The organism is Hymenobacter perfusus (genome assembly GCF_003944765.1).
In the GTDB taxonomy this organism is placed as follows: Bacteria; Bacteroidota; Bacteroidia; order Cytophagales; family Hymenobacteraceae; genus Hymenobacter; species Hymenobacter perfusus.
In genome coordinates this window covers 475,541-492,353 of sequence record NZ_RWIU01000001.1, presented here as the reverse complement: position 1 = coordinate 492,353, position 16,813 = coordinate 475,541, and the positions used below count along the sequence as shown (strand labels likewise).

12 protein-coding genes are annotated in these 16,813 nt (G+C 61.2%); 9 read left to right on the top strand and 3 right to left on the bottom strand.

Translation table 11 applies throughout. From position 1 onward, the window contains the following. Positions 1-74: 74 nt before the first annotated feature. The 3 genes from EI293_RS02110 to EI293_RS02100 all read left to right on the top strand — a co-directional run bounded on the left by EI293_RS02110 (position 75) and on the right by EI293_RS02100 (position 3,379). Entirely contained in the window at positions 75-2,054 is a 1,980-nt protein-coding gene (locus EI293_RS02110) for a DUF3857 domain-containing protein (protein WP_125435268.1), read from the top strand. A gap of 144 nt (positions 2,055-2,198) precedes the next feature. Beyond that, complete coding sequence (locus tag EI293_RS02105; protein WP_125435266.1) at positions 2,199-2,696, top strand: PaaI family thioesterase; 498 nt, start codon at positions 2,199-2,201, stop codon at positions 2,694-2,696. A 155-nt stretch (positions 2,697-2,851) separates the two neighbouring features. After that, the gene (locus EI293_RS02100) at positions 2,852-3,379 is read left to right on the top strand and encodes a hypothetical protein (RefSeq protein ID WP_125435264.1); all 528 of its coding nucleotides are present in this window, start codon (positions 2,852-2,854) and stop codon (positions 3,377-3,379) included. Between the two features lie 7 nt (positions 3,380-3,386). Here EI293_RS02100 and EI293_RS02095 read toward each other — a convergent pair whose 3' ends face one another. Continuing rightward, on the bottom strand, positions 3,387-4,964 hold the full coding sequence (locus tag EI293_RS02095; protein ID WP_125435262.1) for a DNA integrity scanning protein DisA nucleotide-binding domain protein: 1,578 nt from the start codon (positions 4,962-4,964) through the stop codon (positions 3,387-3,389). A 119-nt stretch (positions 4,965-5,083) separates the two neighbouring features. Next, a complete protein-coding gene (locus tag EI293_RS02090; protein ID WP_125435261.1) occupies positions 5,084-5,875 on the bottom strand; it encodes an energy transducer TonB in 792 nt (263 codons plus the stop codon). A 113-nt stretch (positions 5,876-5,988) separates the two neighbouring features. Here EI293_RS02090 and EI293_RS02085 point away from each other — a divergent pair, with 113 nt between their 5' ends. The 6 genes from EI293_RS02085 (at position 5,989) to EI293_RS02060 (ending at position 14,294) form a co-directional block, all read left to right on the top strand. After that, entirely contained in the window at positions 5,989-6,423 is a 435-nt protein-coding gene (locus EI293_RS02085) for a RidA family protein (RefSeq protein WP_125435259.1), read from the top strand. 37 nt (positions 6,424-6,460) lie between these two features. Beyond that, complete coding sequence (locus tag EI293_RS02080; protein WP_125435257.1) at positions 6,461-7,573, top strand: hypothetical protein; 1,113 nt, start codon at positions 6,461-6,463, stop codon at positions 7,571-7,573. Between the two features lie 11 nt (positions 7,574-7,584). Beyond that, a complete protein-coding gene (locus tag EI293_RS02075; protein WP_125435255.1) occupies positions 7,585-8,736 on the top strand; it encodes a hypothetical protein in 1,152 nt (383 codons plus the stop codon). Positions 8,737-8,818: 82 nt separating this feature from the next. Next, positions 8,819-10,780: a MutS-related protein gene (locus EI293_RS02070; protein WP_125435253.1), complete on the top strand. Its 1,962-nt coding sequence runs from the start codon at positions 8,819-8,821 to the stop codon at positions 10,778-10,780. Positions 10,781-10,978: 198 nt separating this feature from the next. Next, positions 10,979-11,890, top strand: a complete 912-nt coding sequence (locus EI293_RS02065) for a bestrophin family protein (RefSeq protein ID WP_170170207.1) — start codon at positions 10,979-10,981, stop codon at positions 11,888-11,890. A 277-nt stretch (positions 11,891-12,167) separates the two neighbouring features. Next, on the top strand, positions 12,168-14,294 hold the full coding sequence (locus tag EI293_RS02060; protein WP_125435249.1) for an FUSC family protein: 2,127 nt from the start codon (positions 12,168-12,170) through the stop codon (positions 14,292-14,294). Between the two features lie 946 nt (positions 14,295-15,240). Here EI293_RS02060 and EI293_RS02055 read toward each other — a convergent pair. Further along, entirely contained in the window at positions 15,241-16,734 is a 1,494-nt protein-coding gene (locus EI293_RS02055; RefSeq protein ID WP_125435247.1) for a M28 family metallopeptidase, read from the bottom strand. Between the last annotated feature and the right edge of the window lie 79 nt (positions 16,735-16,813).

Below are 16,813 nucleotides of genomic sequence, written 5' to 3'. Positions count from 1 at the left end.
CCGGACACGGAGTTGTAGTTCCTGCGTCGCGCTGTTTCGTCCGGTTTTCCTTCTGACCGTATTCCTTTTTCTTCGTGATAACGCTGTTCAAACGCTACACCCCGCTGCTGCTGGCCGGGCTGCTCCTGTGGCTGCCCGCCGCTGTGCAGGCCCAAACTGCCCCGGCGGCCATTACCTACGCCGCCTACACTTGGGAGGCCAAACGCAAACCTCTTACCATTACCGCCACCGAGGCCAAGCAACCGGCCGTGGTACTGCGTGATTTTCGGGCGGAAGAATTTGCCGTGGATGCGCGCCGGGAGCTGAAGCTGTACTCCGTAGACCACCGCATTGTGCGCGTGAATACGTCCGATGGCATTGAGCGCTTCAACAAAATTTACCTGCCCGTGCAGGATGGCGGCCGCATCCTGTCGTTGAAAGCCCGCACGATTAGCCCCCGCGGGGAAATTGTGGACGTGGCGGAAGGCAACATGAAGGAGCTGAAAGACGAGGATGGCAGCCGGGGCTACAAGGTGTTTGCCGTGGAAGGCGTGGAGAAAGGCAGTGAGATTGAATACCTCTTCACCCGGGAGCGGGCTCCCAGCTACTTCGGCCGCATCTACCTGCAAAGCGAAGTCCTCACCCGCGAAATTCAGGTGGAGTTGATTACACCCGAAGCCCTCACGTTTGAAGTGCGCCGCTACCCCGGCGGCCTGCTGCGCGACACAGTGCTGAACGAGAAGCGCGTCAGCCGCATTGTGCTGCGCGATGTGCCGGCCCTGCGGGAAGAAGGTTTTGCCAATGCCCAGGCCCAGCGTCAGCGGCTGGAATATAAGTTTGCCTACAGCTCCGCCCGGGGCCGCACCCGGCTGTTCACCTGGGCCGATGCCAGCCAGTTCCTGTACAACCGCGTGTACAACTGGAATAAGGACGAGTTGAAAGCAGTGGACAAGCTGCTCAAGCAGATGAACCTGCCTGCCACGCAGCCGTTGCCGGCGCTGGAAAACTACCTCAAAACCAATTTCCGGCTGATCGAAGACGGCAGCGAGGCAAACCTTACGCGCGTGGTGGCCGACCGTTCTGCCTCCGAAACGGGGTTTGCCCGTTTGTTTGCCGCCCTCATGAACCGGCTCAATATTGCCCACGAGCTGGTGCTGACCAACGACCGGAGCGAAGCACCCTTCGACGATACCTTCGACACCTGGAACTACCTCGACCACCCGGTTTTCTACTTTCCGAGCACTAAGCAGTGGCTGGCTCCCGGCCGCCCCGACTACCGCCTGCCCCTGATTCCGGCTGAGTGGACGGCGAACAAGGGCCTGTTTGTGCGCCGCGTGCAGCTGGGCAGTACGGAAACGGCCGTGGGCAAAATCGGCGAAATCCCGACTCTCGCCGCCGACCAAAGCCCTAGCGACCTGAACATAGCCGTGCAGTTTGCGCCCAACCTCGATAAAAGCACCGTGACCATCCGGGAAACGCTGGGCGGCTACCATGCCCAGCAGATTCAGCCCTTTTTCGCGCAAATTCCCGAAGACAAGCGCCCCGAGGTCTTGCAGGGCGTCATCAAGAGCAACGTGCCCGATGCCGCTTTTCAGAAACTGGAAGCCACCAACGGCGAAACCGGCCTGAACCCGCTGGAAAAGCCTTTCCTGATAGATGCCACCGTCGAATCGGTGGCGCTGCTGGACCGGGCAGGGCCGAAGTATCTGTTCAAAGTAGGTACGTTGTTGGGGCCACAGTCGGAGCTGTACCAGGCCGAGGACCGGCAGTTCGATGTGGAAAATGACTTCAACCGCCGCTACAACCGCACCATCACCTTCGAGGTACCGGCCGGTTACCAGGTGCGCAATCTGCAGGATCTGAACTTCGATGTGCAGGCCGGCCCCACAGCCGCCGGCCCGGAGTACCTGTTCAAATCCAGCTACGAGCAGCAGGGCCAGAAAGTCACGGTTACCATCCGGGAGTACTACCGCCAGATTCGCTGGCCCAAAGCCGATTTTGAAGCTTTCCGGGGAGTGGTAAACGCCGCCGCCAACTTCAATAAAGTAGTACTGGTGCTGGAAAAGAAAGGGTAGCCACGTACCCTGAACGGAACAAGAGGCCCCATTCCTGGCGCAGGATGGGGCCTTTCCTGTTTTCGCAAAGCAGCTCAAGTCAGAAGGAAATACTCAGCATGCCGAGTATTTTTTGTTCATTGCAACCGCCCAACCCACGTTGCCATGACCAGTACATCCGATAACGCCCGCCTGGAGAAATTCCGCCGTGACATCAGCAATCCGCTCAAGCTGAAGCTGTTTATGCTCCGGCGGCTGCCCATGGCCTATCTGGCCGGGCTACGCGTGGCGGAGCTGACGGCGGAGCGGGCCACCGTGACGGTACCGTACAAGTACCTCACCCAGAACCCATTTCGCAGCATCTATTTTGCCTGCCTGAGCATGGCGGCCGAACTGGCCAGCGGCCTGCTGAGCATGATGCACGTGCAGGCCGGCCCACCGGTATCTATGCTGGTAGTAGGGCTGGAAGCTGATTTCTCGAAGAAAGCCGTGGGCCTTATCCGCTTCACCAGCACCGATGGAGCTGCCATCGGCCAGGCCATTGCCGAAAGCCGCGCCACCGGGGAAGGCCGCACCGTCGTGTGCACCAGCACCGGCCTGGATGCCGCTGGTGACGTAGTGGCCGTGTTCCGGATTACGTGGTCGTTCCGGGCGAAGAAGTAAGCGGCAATTGTAGAACGCCAGAAGAATGACCTGTTACTCTGGGAAAATCGGGAGTTGCACCCGACGCTTTTGTTTGACAGAAAAAATAGAGGCCATTCGTTATGGAATATGAGTGGGCCTGGCATCTGTCAGGAAGAACCTTCTTCCTACTCTGTATGAAATCTGCCCTTCTGATTGCCCTGCTCTTGTTTGTCCACTCATCCGTAGCACTGGCCTGCTCCTGCGTTAGTGGCAGCGGCTCCGAGAAACAACAGATTGCAACTGCTTACCAGCGTGATGCGCTGGTATTTGTGGGACGGGTGGTTGCCGTAGAAACCGTGGTAACCACCGATACCCTCCAGGTTTCAGATACAGGGCCGCTGGCGGAGCGCACCCAACTGGTGCGGCAGGAGTCGTTTCGCTACACGTTTGCCGTATCGCGCAAGTATAAAGGGCTGACTACCGAGGACACGGTGCGGGTGTCGTCGGCAATGCAGAGTGCCTCGTGTGGCCGGGAGTTTAGGGTAGGTTCGGCGTACCTGTTGTACGGTTTTCAGATCAGTGAGAAGGCCTCCCCGTACGGTAGTCCGGCTACGTCCATCACACCCTATTTTGCCACCAGCCTTTGCAACCGGGGGCAGGAGCTGAAGGACGTGAAACGAGCGGAGCTGAAACAGTTGAAAAAACTGGCCAAGGTGGGCTAACCGCCGCCTAGTTTTCCTCCCGCAGGCTTTCTTTGGTAATGACGTCCACCAGCCCGTCTTCACTGACTACAATGGCCAGGCAGGGGTAGGGCGAACTATCCACGTAGCGAATGGCGGAGTTGTAGCGGGCGCCGCGGGTGCTGGTGCCGTGGCCGGAAGCTTTACCGTCCAGAATGACCCCGATAGAGTAGCAGTAGCTTTCCGGGTCGAGGAGCACGGCGCCATCAATGGCGGTGACGAGGCGGGTGATAAGCGGGGTGAGCGGTACGGGCTCGATGAGCGTGCATTGCAGCTTGAGGCGGTCGGCTTCGGCCAGGGCTTCGGTGGTGATGACCAGCAGGGTGCCGTGCTTCTGGCGGCTGGCTTCCACCACCACATCCCAGAGCCGCTCAATTTTGGCGCTGTCGGTGAGCTGAAAAGTCTGCTTCAGGTCGCGGCGGAACCGGGCGCGGTTGAGGCGGGTGCGGGGCAGGCTGGGCAGCCCGTAGTGGGCGCGCATGAGCACCTGCCCGCCGTGCTGGAACTCCCAGGCATAGTGCGTCACGAAGCTGATGACGAACAGATCTTCCCGCGCAGCATCATACTGGCCCACTTGGCGGCCCAGGGCATACACGTTTTCGCCGTCGGCCAGCAGGCTCACGTCGTGGGTCGTCATTTCCAGCAGCTTGCGCACGGCCCGGTAATCGGTGAGCGGGGTGGGGCAGGTGAGGGCAAATACCTCCGCCAGATTGGGGTGGCCGCGCCGGGCCAGCAGCAGCTTGCCTACGCCCTCAGCACCCTCGTAGCGCAAAGAGGAAATGGTGTTGCAGGTGGCAAACAGTTTGGTGGCCGAGGGATTCATGCCTAGGTCCTGGGCGGGCGTATCCATAAACAGCTTGCCGGCGGAGCGGATGATTTCGTCGGTGTCACGGGGGCGCACCAGCAGGCCCGAGCCCGGCTCCGGCTCTGTGAGCGACTTAAAGCATTCCTCGTGAAACCGCAGCACCGCCGACATCAGCAGGGAGTGCGACAATAGGCGGCCATCGGTGTAGTAGCGGTTTTTCTGGAGGGTGGGGTAGGCCTGCACCACCTTGCGGTTGAGGCGCAGCACCGGCACCACAAAGTGCGCCTGAATAAGCACCGGCGCACCAGCGTAATATTGATACTTATTGCTGCCGGCAAGGTCTTCCAGCACTTCCTGCACGGCCTGGCGCAGGCCCAGGGCCACGCGCTTGCGCTGCACCATTTCCTCCGGCATGAGCTCCCCTTCCGGGGCATTCCAGGGGTGCAGATATTGGTAGTAGCGGCCCCGGGCGCGGGCTTCGAGGAAGGCCAGGGCTTCAAGGCCGCAGTCGGCGGGCTCCAGGCAAATGGGGGTAGGAGCCTCATCGAAGTTGCCCTGGTTGGTGTCGTCGGCGGGCAAGGCCAGCAGCAGCACGTACGGGTTCAGATCCTCATCCAACACCTCGAAAATGCCGTTGGCAATGGCCTGGGCCGCCTGCCGGAAACGCGTCTGGTAAGGCCAAATGGAAAAGCTGGCGGGCAACGGCAGCGGAGTGCCGAAGGCAACGGGAGGAGCGGCAAGGAGGGGCAGAGGCGACAACATAGCGGAGCAGCAAGCGGGTACAGCAACAGTGCGGACCCGGAAAAATCAGCCCATACTTCTCAGGCTGACGAAAAAGGCGGAATAATACTTTACGGTGACCCGGCGAAGTCACCTGCTATTTACAGCGTAAACAGAACCGGCAGCACCATCTTTTGCTTCATCGGCTGGCCCTGGTACGTGGCCGGCTGCCACTTGGGCGCGGCCTTGATTAGCCGGATGGCTTCCTCATCGAGGCCGGAGCCGAGGCGCTGCACGGGTTTGATATCGGTGAGGGTGCCATCTTTCTGAATGACAAATTCCATCAGCACCTTGCCCTGCACCTTACGCTGGAGGGCCAGGGTCGGGTACTTCTGGTTCTGCTGAATCCAGGCAAAAAACGTCTCGGTGCCGCCCACCGGCCGGGCCGGCTGGTCGGGCTTAACCACCTGGGTAGTCGGGCCTTCGGCAGAAGTGCCGGCGGGTGTGGCGGCGGCGGCGGTGCCGGTTTCCGCCGGAATTTCAAAACTGATGGGCACCGTGGTCCGCTGCCGTACTACGCCGCCCCGGTGCTGGGCCGGCGTCCAGCGCGGGCCACCTTTGATGAGCCGGATGGCCTCGGCATCCAGGGCCGGATTCACGGGCTGCGTAACTGCTACGTTGGAAATGGCCCCGGTTTTCTCCACCACGAACGTCACCGTCACGGTGCCCTGCGCGCCGGCTTGCAAAGCGGCGGTGGGGTACTGCTGCTTATCGGCCAGATACTGCGCGTAGGCTTCCACGCCACCCACCGGCACGGCCGGCTTTTCCACCGCGTCGTAGATTTCGGATGCGGCCGGGGCTTTGGGGTACTTAAGCTTCTGGGCCACGGCGGGAGCCAGTGCGGCCGTGCTCAGTAAGGCCGCCAGGGGCAGCAGACGAAAAGTATGTTTCATAACGGACGGGAGCAGAGAGGGGCGGACTGGCCGGTTGGCACAACAACCGCACCAGCCCCGGCCACAGTTTCCGGATGATACGAAAAGAACCGCTTTTCGGTAGATTTGACGCTATGCAACCTGACGTAACTTCCGCCGCCCACCACTCCGGCCGCGCCCCCGAGCCGGTGGGCCTGTATCCGCACGCCCGCCGCGTGGGCAACCTGCTGTTTCTCTCGGGCGTGGGGCCGCGCCAGAGGGGCCAGCAGCAGGTACCCGGTGTGGAGCTGGACGAGCAGGGCAGCATTGTGCGCTACGACTTCGAAAGCCAGTGCCACGCCGTGTTCCAGAACGTGCGCTACATTCTGGAAGACGCGGGCGCCCGTTGGGAGGATCTGGTGGACGTGACGGTGTTCCTGACCAACATGCAGGACGATTTCGCCACCTACAACCGCCTCTACGCCCAGTATTTCCAGACCAATCAGCCCTGCCGTACCACCGTCGAAATCAACCGCCTGCCCACGCCCATTGCCATTGAGCTGAAGTGCGTGGCGGCCCTGCAGGGGTAGCCGGTTATAAGTCAGTTATTAGGAATCAGCCAGAGCTATGCATATCTATACATCGGTGGGCCTGCTGCTGCTGGCGACGCTGGGCTGCGGCCTAACCGCGCAGGCGCAGGATACCGACCAGAATACTACCTGGGCCGACCTCCGGGCTGAGCAGGTAGCGCGGCTGCAGGCCTTAGCGGGCGCGTACGAAGGCCAGATTGGGGGCAAATACGCCATCCGGCTGCAGCTCAGCCCGGGCGAAGCCGATACGCTGCTGACGGGCACGTACTATTATGTATCCAAGGGGCAGCCATTGGAGATGAAGGGCTTTACCCGGCCCAGCGTTCCGACTCAGGCCCTGGAGCTGCGCGAAAATACCTCGGCCGCTGCGGAAGCTACCGGCTGGTTCACCATCAGCTTAGGCCAAGCCAATGAGCCGGAGGTGCAGGGCCAGTGGTTTAATGCCTCCGGTACCACGCTGCTGCCCGTGAAGCTCTGGCGCGTGGGCGGGGCCGCCCGCCCGCCGGGCCTGGTGGCGCACGTAACGCCCAAAACCCACTTGCAGGCGTTCCGGGTACCGGTGGTAACGGTGCCCGACGCGGGCGTGACCCGGCTGCTGGCCTACTGGTTTTCGCTGGAAAACCTGACCAACGACGACATAGCCAGCCTCCGGCAGCAACTGGCAGAGCACGGCGGCACGCAAAGCGCCGACTACTCCGTCAACTACAACGCCCGGGGGCTGCTGAGCCTCACCACCGAAATCGAAGGCCGGGGTGCCAGTGTGTGGTACGAGCGTAAAACCTACAACCTGGACCTGGTAACGGGTTTCTCCATCCGGCTGGCCGATGAGCTAAAGCCGGAACTGCTGCCGCAGTTTCTGGCCCTGGGGCAGCGGAAACTGGCGGTAAAAGCCAGGGAATGCGTGGTCGGGCAGGATGATTTTCTGTCAGCTGAGGACCAGGCCGGGGTGCTGGGCCAGGAGTTTTTCCTGGGCAGCACCGAGGAATACACTATTGGTGCAAATGGCCTCGTGTTCGACCACCCGGTTTCGTATGATGGCCTGTCAAATTTCGTGTGGAAAGTGTTGCAGGGCAGCTTCCCGTTGACGTTTACCCATGCGGAGCTCAAGCCTTTTCTTAAGCCCGACAGCCCATTGCGCCGGTTACTCTAATGCTTATTTTTGTGCGAATACTACTGAGTGCAGCGGCAGGACTGATCCTGCTGGGAAGCTGTGAGCCGAAGAATACTGCCAAAAACGCCCTGCCCTCAAAGGCTCCGGTAGCGGCAACCGACAGCAAACCGGCAACCACGGCCCTGGGCGACTACGAAGGCACGCTGGGCGGCAAATACCCCTTCCGGCTGGCCATTAACTTTCAGAATGATAAGGCTGAGCTGACGGGCATTTACTACTACCTAAGCCAGCAGAAACCCATTCGGCTGTGGGGCTTCCGGGCGCCGGACGGGGAAATCTGGCTGCGGGAAATGGACCCGGAGCACCCCGACACGGTAGCTGCCGGCTGGGGGCAACGCGGGAAAGCTATGCAGCCCTTCGCCTACTTCCGGCTGCGACCCGGCGGGCAGGGTGGTTTGATGGGCAGTTGGCAAGCCGCCAAGTCGGGCCGCCAGCTGCCGGCCCAGCTACGACCGTACCAGAACCGCACGCCGGTGCAAAAGGCGAACGTGAGCGAGCAAACGTACTTCGGCGAGTTTACCGCGCCGCAGTTCACGGTGCCGGATATGAAAGTGACCCAGGACTTGTACTGGCTGTCTGACATCGAAACCCTGTCGGAGCAAAGCCTGGAAGAGCTGGAGGAGGAGCATCGGAACCACGCGGCTGGCAGCTACCAGGGGTATGGCGGCATTGACTCCCGGGTAACCTATAACAACCGGGGCCTGCTAAGCGTGGCCCTGCGCGATGAGTACACGGCCGCCAATGTGAACAGCCGCTTCTGGTCGGTGGTAGTGGATTTGCGCACCGGCGAAACGCTGGAGACTGATGAAATTGACCCGGCCCGGAAAGCCGCCTTCCTAGCCGCCTGCAACGCGAAGCTGCAGCAGCAGATAACCGCCTACCTCGACCCCACTACCTCGGACAACGAAGAGCAGGATTCAGTGGATGTAGCGGGTCTGCAAAGCCAGCGCATTGGCCCCGATAATCCGCCGGATGACATGTTGATTGAGGACGGTAAAATCTCCTTTAACCATGACGTGCAGTACGATGATATGTCGAATTTCACGCGCAAAATCTACGCCCAGCAGTTTCGGGTGGAGTTCACCTTCGCGGAAATGGCCCGTTTTCTGAAACCTCGAAGCCCGTTGCGCCGCCTGCTGTAAGCGGCGCTCCGGTGCGCCCTGGTCTTTGGGAGGAAAGCACCGCCCAGGCCGTACCTTCGCCGCTTCACCTGTTTCTGCTGCCGTGCCCGTTTCCGCCGAATTCCGCAAGCTTGCCGTTGCTCCCGCCGAGCTGTTCCAGGAAAACCTGACCCACCACACCGAGCGGGAAACGTACTTTGCCGGCCGGCACCGGCTGGTGGCGCTGGTGCGGCTGCTGGTGTTTGCCGGGGCGGTTGCGGGCGTTTGGGTGCTGTTCAGCGCCGATGAAATCCTGGCGGGTTTTGGGGTGATTGGGGCCGCGTACCTGGCGTTTCTGGGGCTGGTGCAGTGGCACGGCAAGGTAGGGTACCAGCGCGAGCACCACCGCCTGCTGGCCCAGCTCAACCAGCAGGAGCTGGCCCGGCTGGAAGGCAAGCTCAGCGGCTTCGACCCCGGCCTGCGCTATCTGGATGCCCAGCACCCCTACGCCGCCGACCTCGACGTATTCGGGCCGCATTCGGTGTTTCAGTTGCTGAACCGCAGCACCTCCCGACTGGGGCAGGACTGGCTGGCCGGCTGGCTGCTGGCCCCGGCCGCGCCGGCGGCCGTGCGCGAGCGGCAGGTGGCCGCCGCCGAGCTGGCTCCCGATGTGGCCTGGCAGCAGGAGTGGCAGGCCCGCGCCCGGCACTATCCGCGCCAGGAGCAGGACCCCCGGGAGTTTGCCGGCTGGCTGCGTACCCCCGATTTCTTTGCCTCCCGAAGCTGGCTGCTGCCGTTGCTGGTGCTGCTGCCCGTGCTGGCGGTAGGGGCGGTGCTGGCGGCTCTGAATGGGTACAGCATGGCCATGGTGCTGCTGCTGCCCGCCGTGCTGCTGAACAGCCGCTTTGCCGCCATCCGGGCCGAGTATTACCAGCAGGCCACCGCCATGCGCGACGCTCTGCGCGCGGCCCACGACCAGCTGGCCCTGTTTGAAGCCGGCGAGTGGCAAAGCCCCGCGCTGCGCCGCCTGCACCGCACCCTGCACAATACCGGCGGCACGGCGGCGGCCCGTCTGCTGAAGCAGTTGGCGGCCGTGGCCGGCTGGTTTTCGGCCCGCCAGAACCCAGCCGTGGCGGGCGTGCTGAATACGTTGTTGCTATGGGATTTGTGGGGAATGTGGCAGCTGGAGCGCTGGAAGCGTCGGTTGCAGGGCGGCCTGGAGCCGCTGCTGGAAGCCGCTGCTGAGCTGGATGCCCTGGTGAGCCTAGCCGCGTTCCGGGCCGCCAACCCCGCCTTTGCCGAGCCCGACGTAACTGCCCCTGCCCTCACCTTGGAGGCTACGCAGTTGGGCCACCCGCTGCTGTTCGGGGGCGAAGGCGTGCGCAACGATTTTACTACTACCGGGTCCGGGCAGACGGTCGTGGTGACGGGCTCCAACATGGCCGGCAAAAGTACGTTTCTGCGCACGGTGGGCCTGAACCTGGTGCTGGCCCAGGCCGGGGCGGTGGTGCCGGCGGCGGCTTTGCGCTGCGGTCCGGCCCAGGTGTTCACGGCCATGCGGACCAACGATAATCTGGCCGAAAGCACCTCTTCCTTCTACGCCGAGCTGAAACGCCTGCGCCTGCTGCTGGACCTGACGGAAGATCAGAAAATTCAAAATTCAAAAGTAAAAGTTGATGGTGGAGTAGAACATTCATCTGCCTTCCCCGAAAACCCAGCAACGAACGACGAACAACCAAAAACCACCAACCAAAAACCAATAACCAATAACCAACTCCCGGTTTTCTACCTGCTCGATGAGATTCTGAAGGGTACCAACTCCGAGGACCGCCACCGGGGCGCGCGGGCTTTGGTGTACCAGCTGCGCCAGCGCCCTGCCAGCGGCCTCATCAGTACCCACGACCTGGAGCTGGCCGCCCTGGAAACCGACCTGCCGGCCCACGTACGCAACGTGAGCTTCAACAGCTACCTCAATCCCGACGGTACCCTGCGCTTCGATTATCACCTCACGCCCGGCATGTGCCGCTCCTTTAATGCCAGCCAGCTCATGCGCCTGATGGGCATTGTGGTGGACGTTGATGCCTGAGCCGGTGCGCCTACGGTTGAGCAACTTGCACCGGGGGAAATTACGTAAGCACATACAGAATTACCGGGTTTAATAGGAGGTTAATGTTAGCCCTCTACCTTGCCGGCTTATCCTGCTTCCCTCACGCTTACCCCTCGCTCTGTGTACATTCGCGAAAATCTCCGTTGGCATATTATCTGGAAACTGGGCTGGAAATCCGTGGCTGTCTTCACGGTGTACAGCGCCCTGATTTGCTTGGTTTACGGTCCGCTGAATTTTCACTCGGTGGCCATTCCGTGGCAGCCGGTGGCTACGCTGGGTACGGCCGTGGCCTTCTACATCGGCTTTAAGAACAACGGCTCCTACGACCGTTTCTGGGAGGGTCGCAAGTTGTGGGGCGGCATTGTGAACAGCAGCCGAATGGTGGCCGTGCAGGTGCTGGAGTTCATCACCTCAGTAGTGGATGCGCCCGGCGTGGAAGCTGCCGCTGCCTCAGCGGAGGAACTCTCGGTGCGGCACCGCCGCATGGTGTACCGCCAGATTGCCTGGTGCAATGCGCTGCGCATTCACCTGCGCCGCCAGCCCGAGCAGTGGGATGCGGCAGTAGCCCCCTTTCTGGACGAGGAGGAATCGGAAAAGCTGCGAGTCCTGGCCAACCCGCCCGCCCAGCTCATCCGCCAGCAGGCGGCTGCCCTGCGCGTGCTGCGCGAGGAGCGCGGCCTACTCAACGACTTCCAGCACGTGACGATGATGAACACGCTGGAAACCCTATACGACCTGCAGGGTGGCTGCGAGCGAATCAAAAACACACCTTTTCCGCGTCAGTACGCCTTTTTCAGCATGCTGTTCGTTTACCTGTTTACGGCCATCATGCCGCTGGGTCTGGTGACGGAATTTGCCAAAATGGGCCCCGACCACATCTGGCTGACGGTACCGTTTTCGGTGCTGGTATCCTGGGTGTTTGCTACCATCGAGAAAGTGGGGCACAGCAGCGAGAATCCGTTCGAAAACAACATGAACGACGTTTCGATGACGGCCATCTGCCGCTCCATCGAAATCGACCTGCGCCAGATGCTGGGCGAAACCGACGTGCCCCCGAAGCTGGACCCGGTGGAAGATATTCTGTACTAAAGCGGGTGTGTGCGGGCAACCGCTGAACGTCATGCTGAGCTTGCCGAAGCATCTCTACCTCAGACTACCTCAGTCATGAGAGTAAATCGGGAGAGATGCTTCGACAAGCTCAACATGATGGTCTGCTTTGCCTGATTCCCTCGTATAATCATACGAAAGCACCTTCCACAACGGCGCGGCACATCTTGCCGCGCCGTTCTGCGTTAGAATGCCGAAAATATTCGGCTAGTTAGAACTCCGGTTCTGCTGCTGTTGCCTGCCGTCTGTTGTGCCCCGCATGTCCGCTTTCGATACCCGACCCCTCCGCTACTTCTTCTCCAGCCAGGAATTTTCCGACGGCGTCCGCATCACGCTGTCTATTCTGCTGCCGGGGCTGCTGCTGGGCTGGCGCGGCGACCTGACCACGGGCCTGACCGTGTCGCTGGGGGCCGTGTGCGTGAGCCTGACCGATATTCCGGGGCCGCCGGCCCATAAGCGCAACGGCATGTTGGCCGCCACCGCCCTCACCGGCCTGATGGCGCTGATTACTGGCCTGATACTACCTTACGCGTGGTTGCTGGGGCTGATGGTGGTGGCGGTGAGCTTTGCCTTTACCATGCTGCTGGCCTACGGCAACCGAGCCGGGGCAGTAGGCACGGCGGGCTTGCTGATTATGATTCTGATGCTGGACCGGCCGCTGGCCCTGGCCGAGGTGCTGCCCCACGCCGGGCTGGTGGTGATGGGTGGCCTGTGGTACGCCGGCATTGCGGGCCTGCTCAACCAGATCCGGCCCTACCGCGTGGCCCAGCAGGCTCTTGGGGATGCCATCCGGTCGGTGGCGGATTTTCTGCGCCTCAAGGCCGAGTTCTACCGCACCGGCACCAACCTGGAGGCCGACTACCGCCGCCTGATGACCCAGCAGGTAACCGTGAGCGAGAAGCAGGACGCCGTGCGCGAAATCCTGTTCAAAACCCGCCAGCTCATCAAGGAATCCACCGGCACGGGGCGGCGGCTGGTGCTCACCTTCGTGGATCTGGTGGACCTCTACGAGCAGATTACCATTACCTACTACGACTACGCCGACCTGCACCGCCGCTTTGAGCCCACCGGCGTGCTCGATGCCATTGCAACCGAAATAGAGCAGCTGGCCGCCGAGCTGGAAAGCATTGGCTTCGCCATTCAGGCCAACCACGGCTATACCGCCCGCCGCGACCTGCTGGCCGGCCTGGACCGCCTCAAAAGCCAGGTAGACGCGCTGGAAGATTCCGCCCGGCCCGGCCACACGCTGATGCTCAAGAAGATTCTGGTGAACCTACGCAACCTCGTGCTGCGCCTGCAGGATATCTTGGCCTACTTCGATGCCAACGCGCCGGTGGCTTCAGGCCGGGAGCTGGAGTTTGGCCGGTTCGTGGCCCACCAGAGCTTCGACCTCAAGCAGCTGCGCGACCACCTGACGCTGCATTCGGGCATTTTTCGCCACTCCGTGCGGATGCTGGTGGCCTGCCTGATCGGGTTTCTGATTACCAAAGTGCTGCCCGGCCACCACAGCTACTGGGTGCTCATGACGATTACCTACATGCTCAAGCCGGCCTTCAGCCTCACCAAGCAGCGCAACGTGCAGCGGGTGCTGGGTACGCTGGCGGGCGGGGTGCTGGGGGCCGCCATCCTGTGGCTGATTCCCGACCGCACGGCGCTGATTGTACTGATGGTGGTGTTTATGGTGGTGTCGTACAGCTTCGTGCGCATCAACTACCTAGTTACCGTCACGTTCATGACGCCGTTCATTCTCATCCTGTTCAGCTTTCTGGGGCTGGGCTACGTGCAGGTGGTGGAGGAGCGGGTGTTCGATACCGTTCTGGGCTGCCTGATTGCGTTTTCGGCGGGCTACCTGCTGTTTCCGCGCTGGGAATCCGACCAACTGCAGGACTACCTGAAGGCCGTGCTGCGGGCCAATCTGCAGTACCTGCGCACCTTGCAGGAAGCCCTCATCGGCTCCCCGGTGGCGTTGGTTGATTATAAGCTGGCCCGCAAGGAGGTGTATGTGTCATCGGCCAACCTGGGCGCGGCGTTTCAACGGATGATGTCGGAGCCCCGGGGCAAGCAGCACCGGCCCACGGAGGTACACGAGTTTGTGGTGCTCAACCACATTCTGTCATCCAATGTGGCCTCTATTACCACCTCTTTGCTCAATGGCGAAACCCGACCTACTTTGGCGGCGGGCAGCCTCAAAAGCCTGCGTCACGCGCAGCAGTCATTGCACCGCAGCCTGCACCGCCTCGACCCGCAGGAACCCGAAAGCCTGCCCGCCGACCCTCTCCCCGCCACTGCCACCACCGCCCCCGACGTTCAGCTGGGCGAGCAACTGGAGTTCATTCAGAAAGTCAGCAGCGACATCAACAAAGTCACGGAAACCGTGTTGAAGTAGGAGGCTTTCGGGAGACGGGAAATATTGTATTTGAGGGAATGAGCCAACAATTCTGCCTGCCCTTAAGCTGAATTCGAACTACGTTGCCTGCCAACTGATTTATGCAGAAAAGAAAGGCTTAGTTATAACGTCGCTTGTATTGTTGATACAGTGTTACAGCGGAATCTGTGGGCATGGTAGCCAATAAGGTGGCGAATCTTTGCGGTTGCAGCAACCGAAGCGCCTGAAGGCACTGAAACCGGAGTTCCGGATCTTGGTCAGGGGAGTGTATGATGGCCTCTAAGACCGGAACAGCAGACTGTATCCCTGCCTGTCTGAGCGCGAATACCAGCTTGGTCCGTACACGGAAGGATTCAGCTGGATTCTGCACGTCTTGCAGTAACAAAGGGATTAAATATGCTGCGTGGAGCGGCTGATAGTCAAGCTTCTCGACCACTTGGTATTTCCAAATAGTATAGTACTCCACCGCAAAGTACTGTCGGAACCCGCGCTCGGTTAGCCACCATCCAGCGCCCAGGATTACCATGCCGCCCAGCAATACTCGTCTGCTTGGTGAAAGCCATACCAATCCTAGGCCCACGAAGCTGACTACGAGATACAACAAGAGGTGAGCATTCCGCACCGTGCATAAGGCCGGCGTAATGAGGGGTAGCAAGTCTGCGCGGTTGAGCACATACGTGCTGGGGGTATACTCGTGCCAAAAGATGGGGCCTAGTACTAGCCAAGACGCCAAAAGGCCACCGTGCGTGCGGAAAAATAGTGCAAGAGACCGTTTCATGATTGAAAGATAACCGAGCCTTTCTGGGCCATTCTTCCGCTGAGGGGTATTCATAAAGTTAGCCTGACCAGTTGCGTGCTAATAGCTGATAATATTACAAAGCCCCATGTCAATGCAGCACAATAGTCGATTCCTTAACGCAACCTATACAGTTATACAGCGCGCAGATTACCGTTCCAGCTTGAAGCCGGGTTCCCGGGCGGGTGGAGCGGGGCGGTTGGCTACGGCCCAGCCGGTGAGGTACATCCACTGCGTCATGCGCAGGAGTTTGGGGTAATTGATGCGGCTGGCTTCGTCCTTGGGCGTGTGGTAATCGGGGTGGAGCCAGGAGGTGTACATCACGGCCGGAATGCCCAAGCGGGCGTAGGGCAGGTGGTCGGAGCGGAAGTACCAGCCCTCGGGGTGGGTGGCCTTGTCCCACTCGGTATCCAGCTTGAACTTCGGGCCCTGCTGGTTGGCGGCCAGGGCCAGGTTCACGAGGTCGGAAGAGTTGCGGTGCGGGGCCACCGAGCCCAGCAAAGCGGCCGAGTCGGCGGCGTTGCGGCCCATCATTTCGGCGTTCAGCACTGCTACGATGCTTTGCTGGGGTACAGTGGGCTTGGCTGAGTAGTAGCGGGAGCCCAGCAGGCCCCGTTCCTCGGCCCCGTGAAACACGAACAGCGCCGAGCGGCGGGCGGGTTGCTGCTTGTAGGCCCGCATAATGGCCAGCAAAGCCGCGCAGCCTGTGGCGTTGTCGTCGGCCCCGTTCCAGATGGAGTCGCCCTGCACGGCCTCACGCACGCCGTCGTGGTCCTGGTGGGTGCTGAACAGCACGTACTCGTTTTTCAGTTGCGCATCGGTGCCGGGTACTTTGGCCACGATGTTTACGGAAGGGTATAGGTATGATTCGGTGCGCAAATCGGCCGTGAATTGCTGGCCAGCCTGCTGCACCCAGCTCAGGGCGCTGCTGGGCAGCAGCAGGGTAGGGGCGGTGGTTACGGCCGCCACGTTGGCGTCGCCGGGCAGGCCGTAGCGGCCCCGCTCGTAGGTGTGGCCCCAGTGCTCGTAAATGTTCTGGGCCCGGTCGTCGGCTACGAATACCACGGCCACTGCCCCGGCCTTCAGCAGTTCCGCCGATTTATCGCGCAGCACCTGGCTGAGGTAGCGCCGGAAGCTCATATCGGCCGGGGGCTGGCCCGAGAACAGCAGGGCCACGGCCTTGCCCTTGATGTCGGTTTTGGCCAGCTCGGCGGCCGTGCCGGTGCCTACGTACACCAGCGGGGCCTGCACGGTGTAGGTGGTGGGCGCAAACACCAGGGCATCGTGGTTGGGCCGTAGCGGGTGGGTACCGATGCTCAGGCGGCTGCTTTTGGTGAGGCGGGTGCGTTGCAGGTTGAAGAACTGGAAGAAGGTGCCGTCGTCGCCGGCGGGCTGCAGGCCCAGGGCGCGCATCTTCTCGGCCAGCCACATACTGGCCCGCAGCTCATCGAGGGTGCCACCCTCTCGGCCCCGGTACTTGTCGTCGGCCAAGGCAAACAGGTCAGCTTTGATATCAGCTTCCTTGATGGCGGCCAGCGCGTTGGCAGCTTGCGGGGCTTTGGCGGGCTTTTTCTGGGCGCTGGCCGCCAGGGGCATAGTGCAGGTGAAACCGGCCAGCAGCAGGAAAAAAGCAAACTTGTTCATGGAATATATAGTGTTGCGTTGGTGTCTTCACCCCAAGGCACGGGATGAATTAATACCTGATTTCGGGAAGCTACACGAA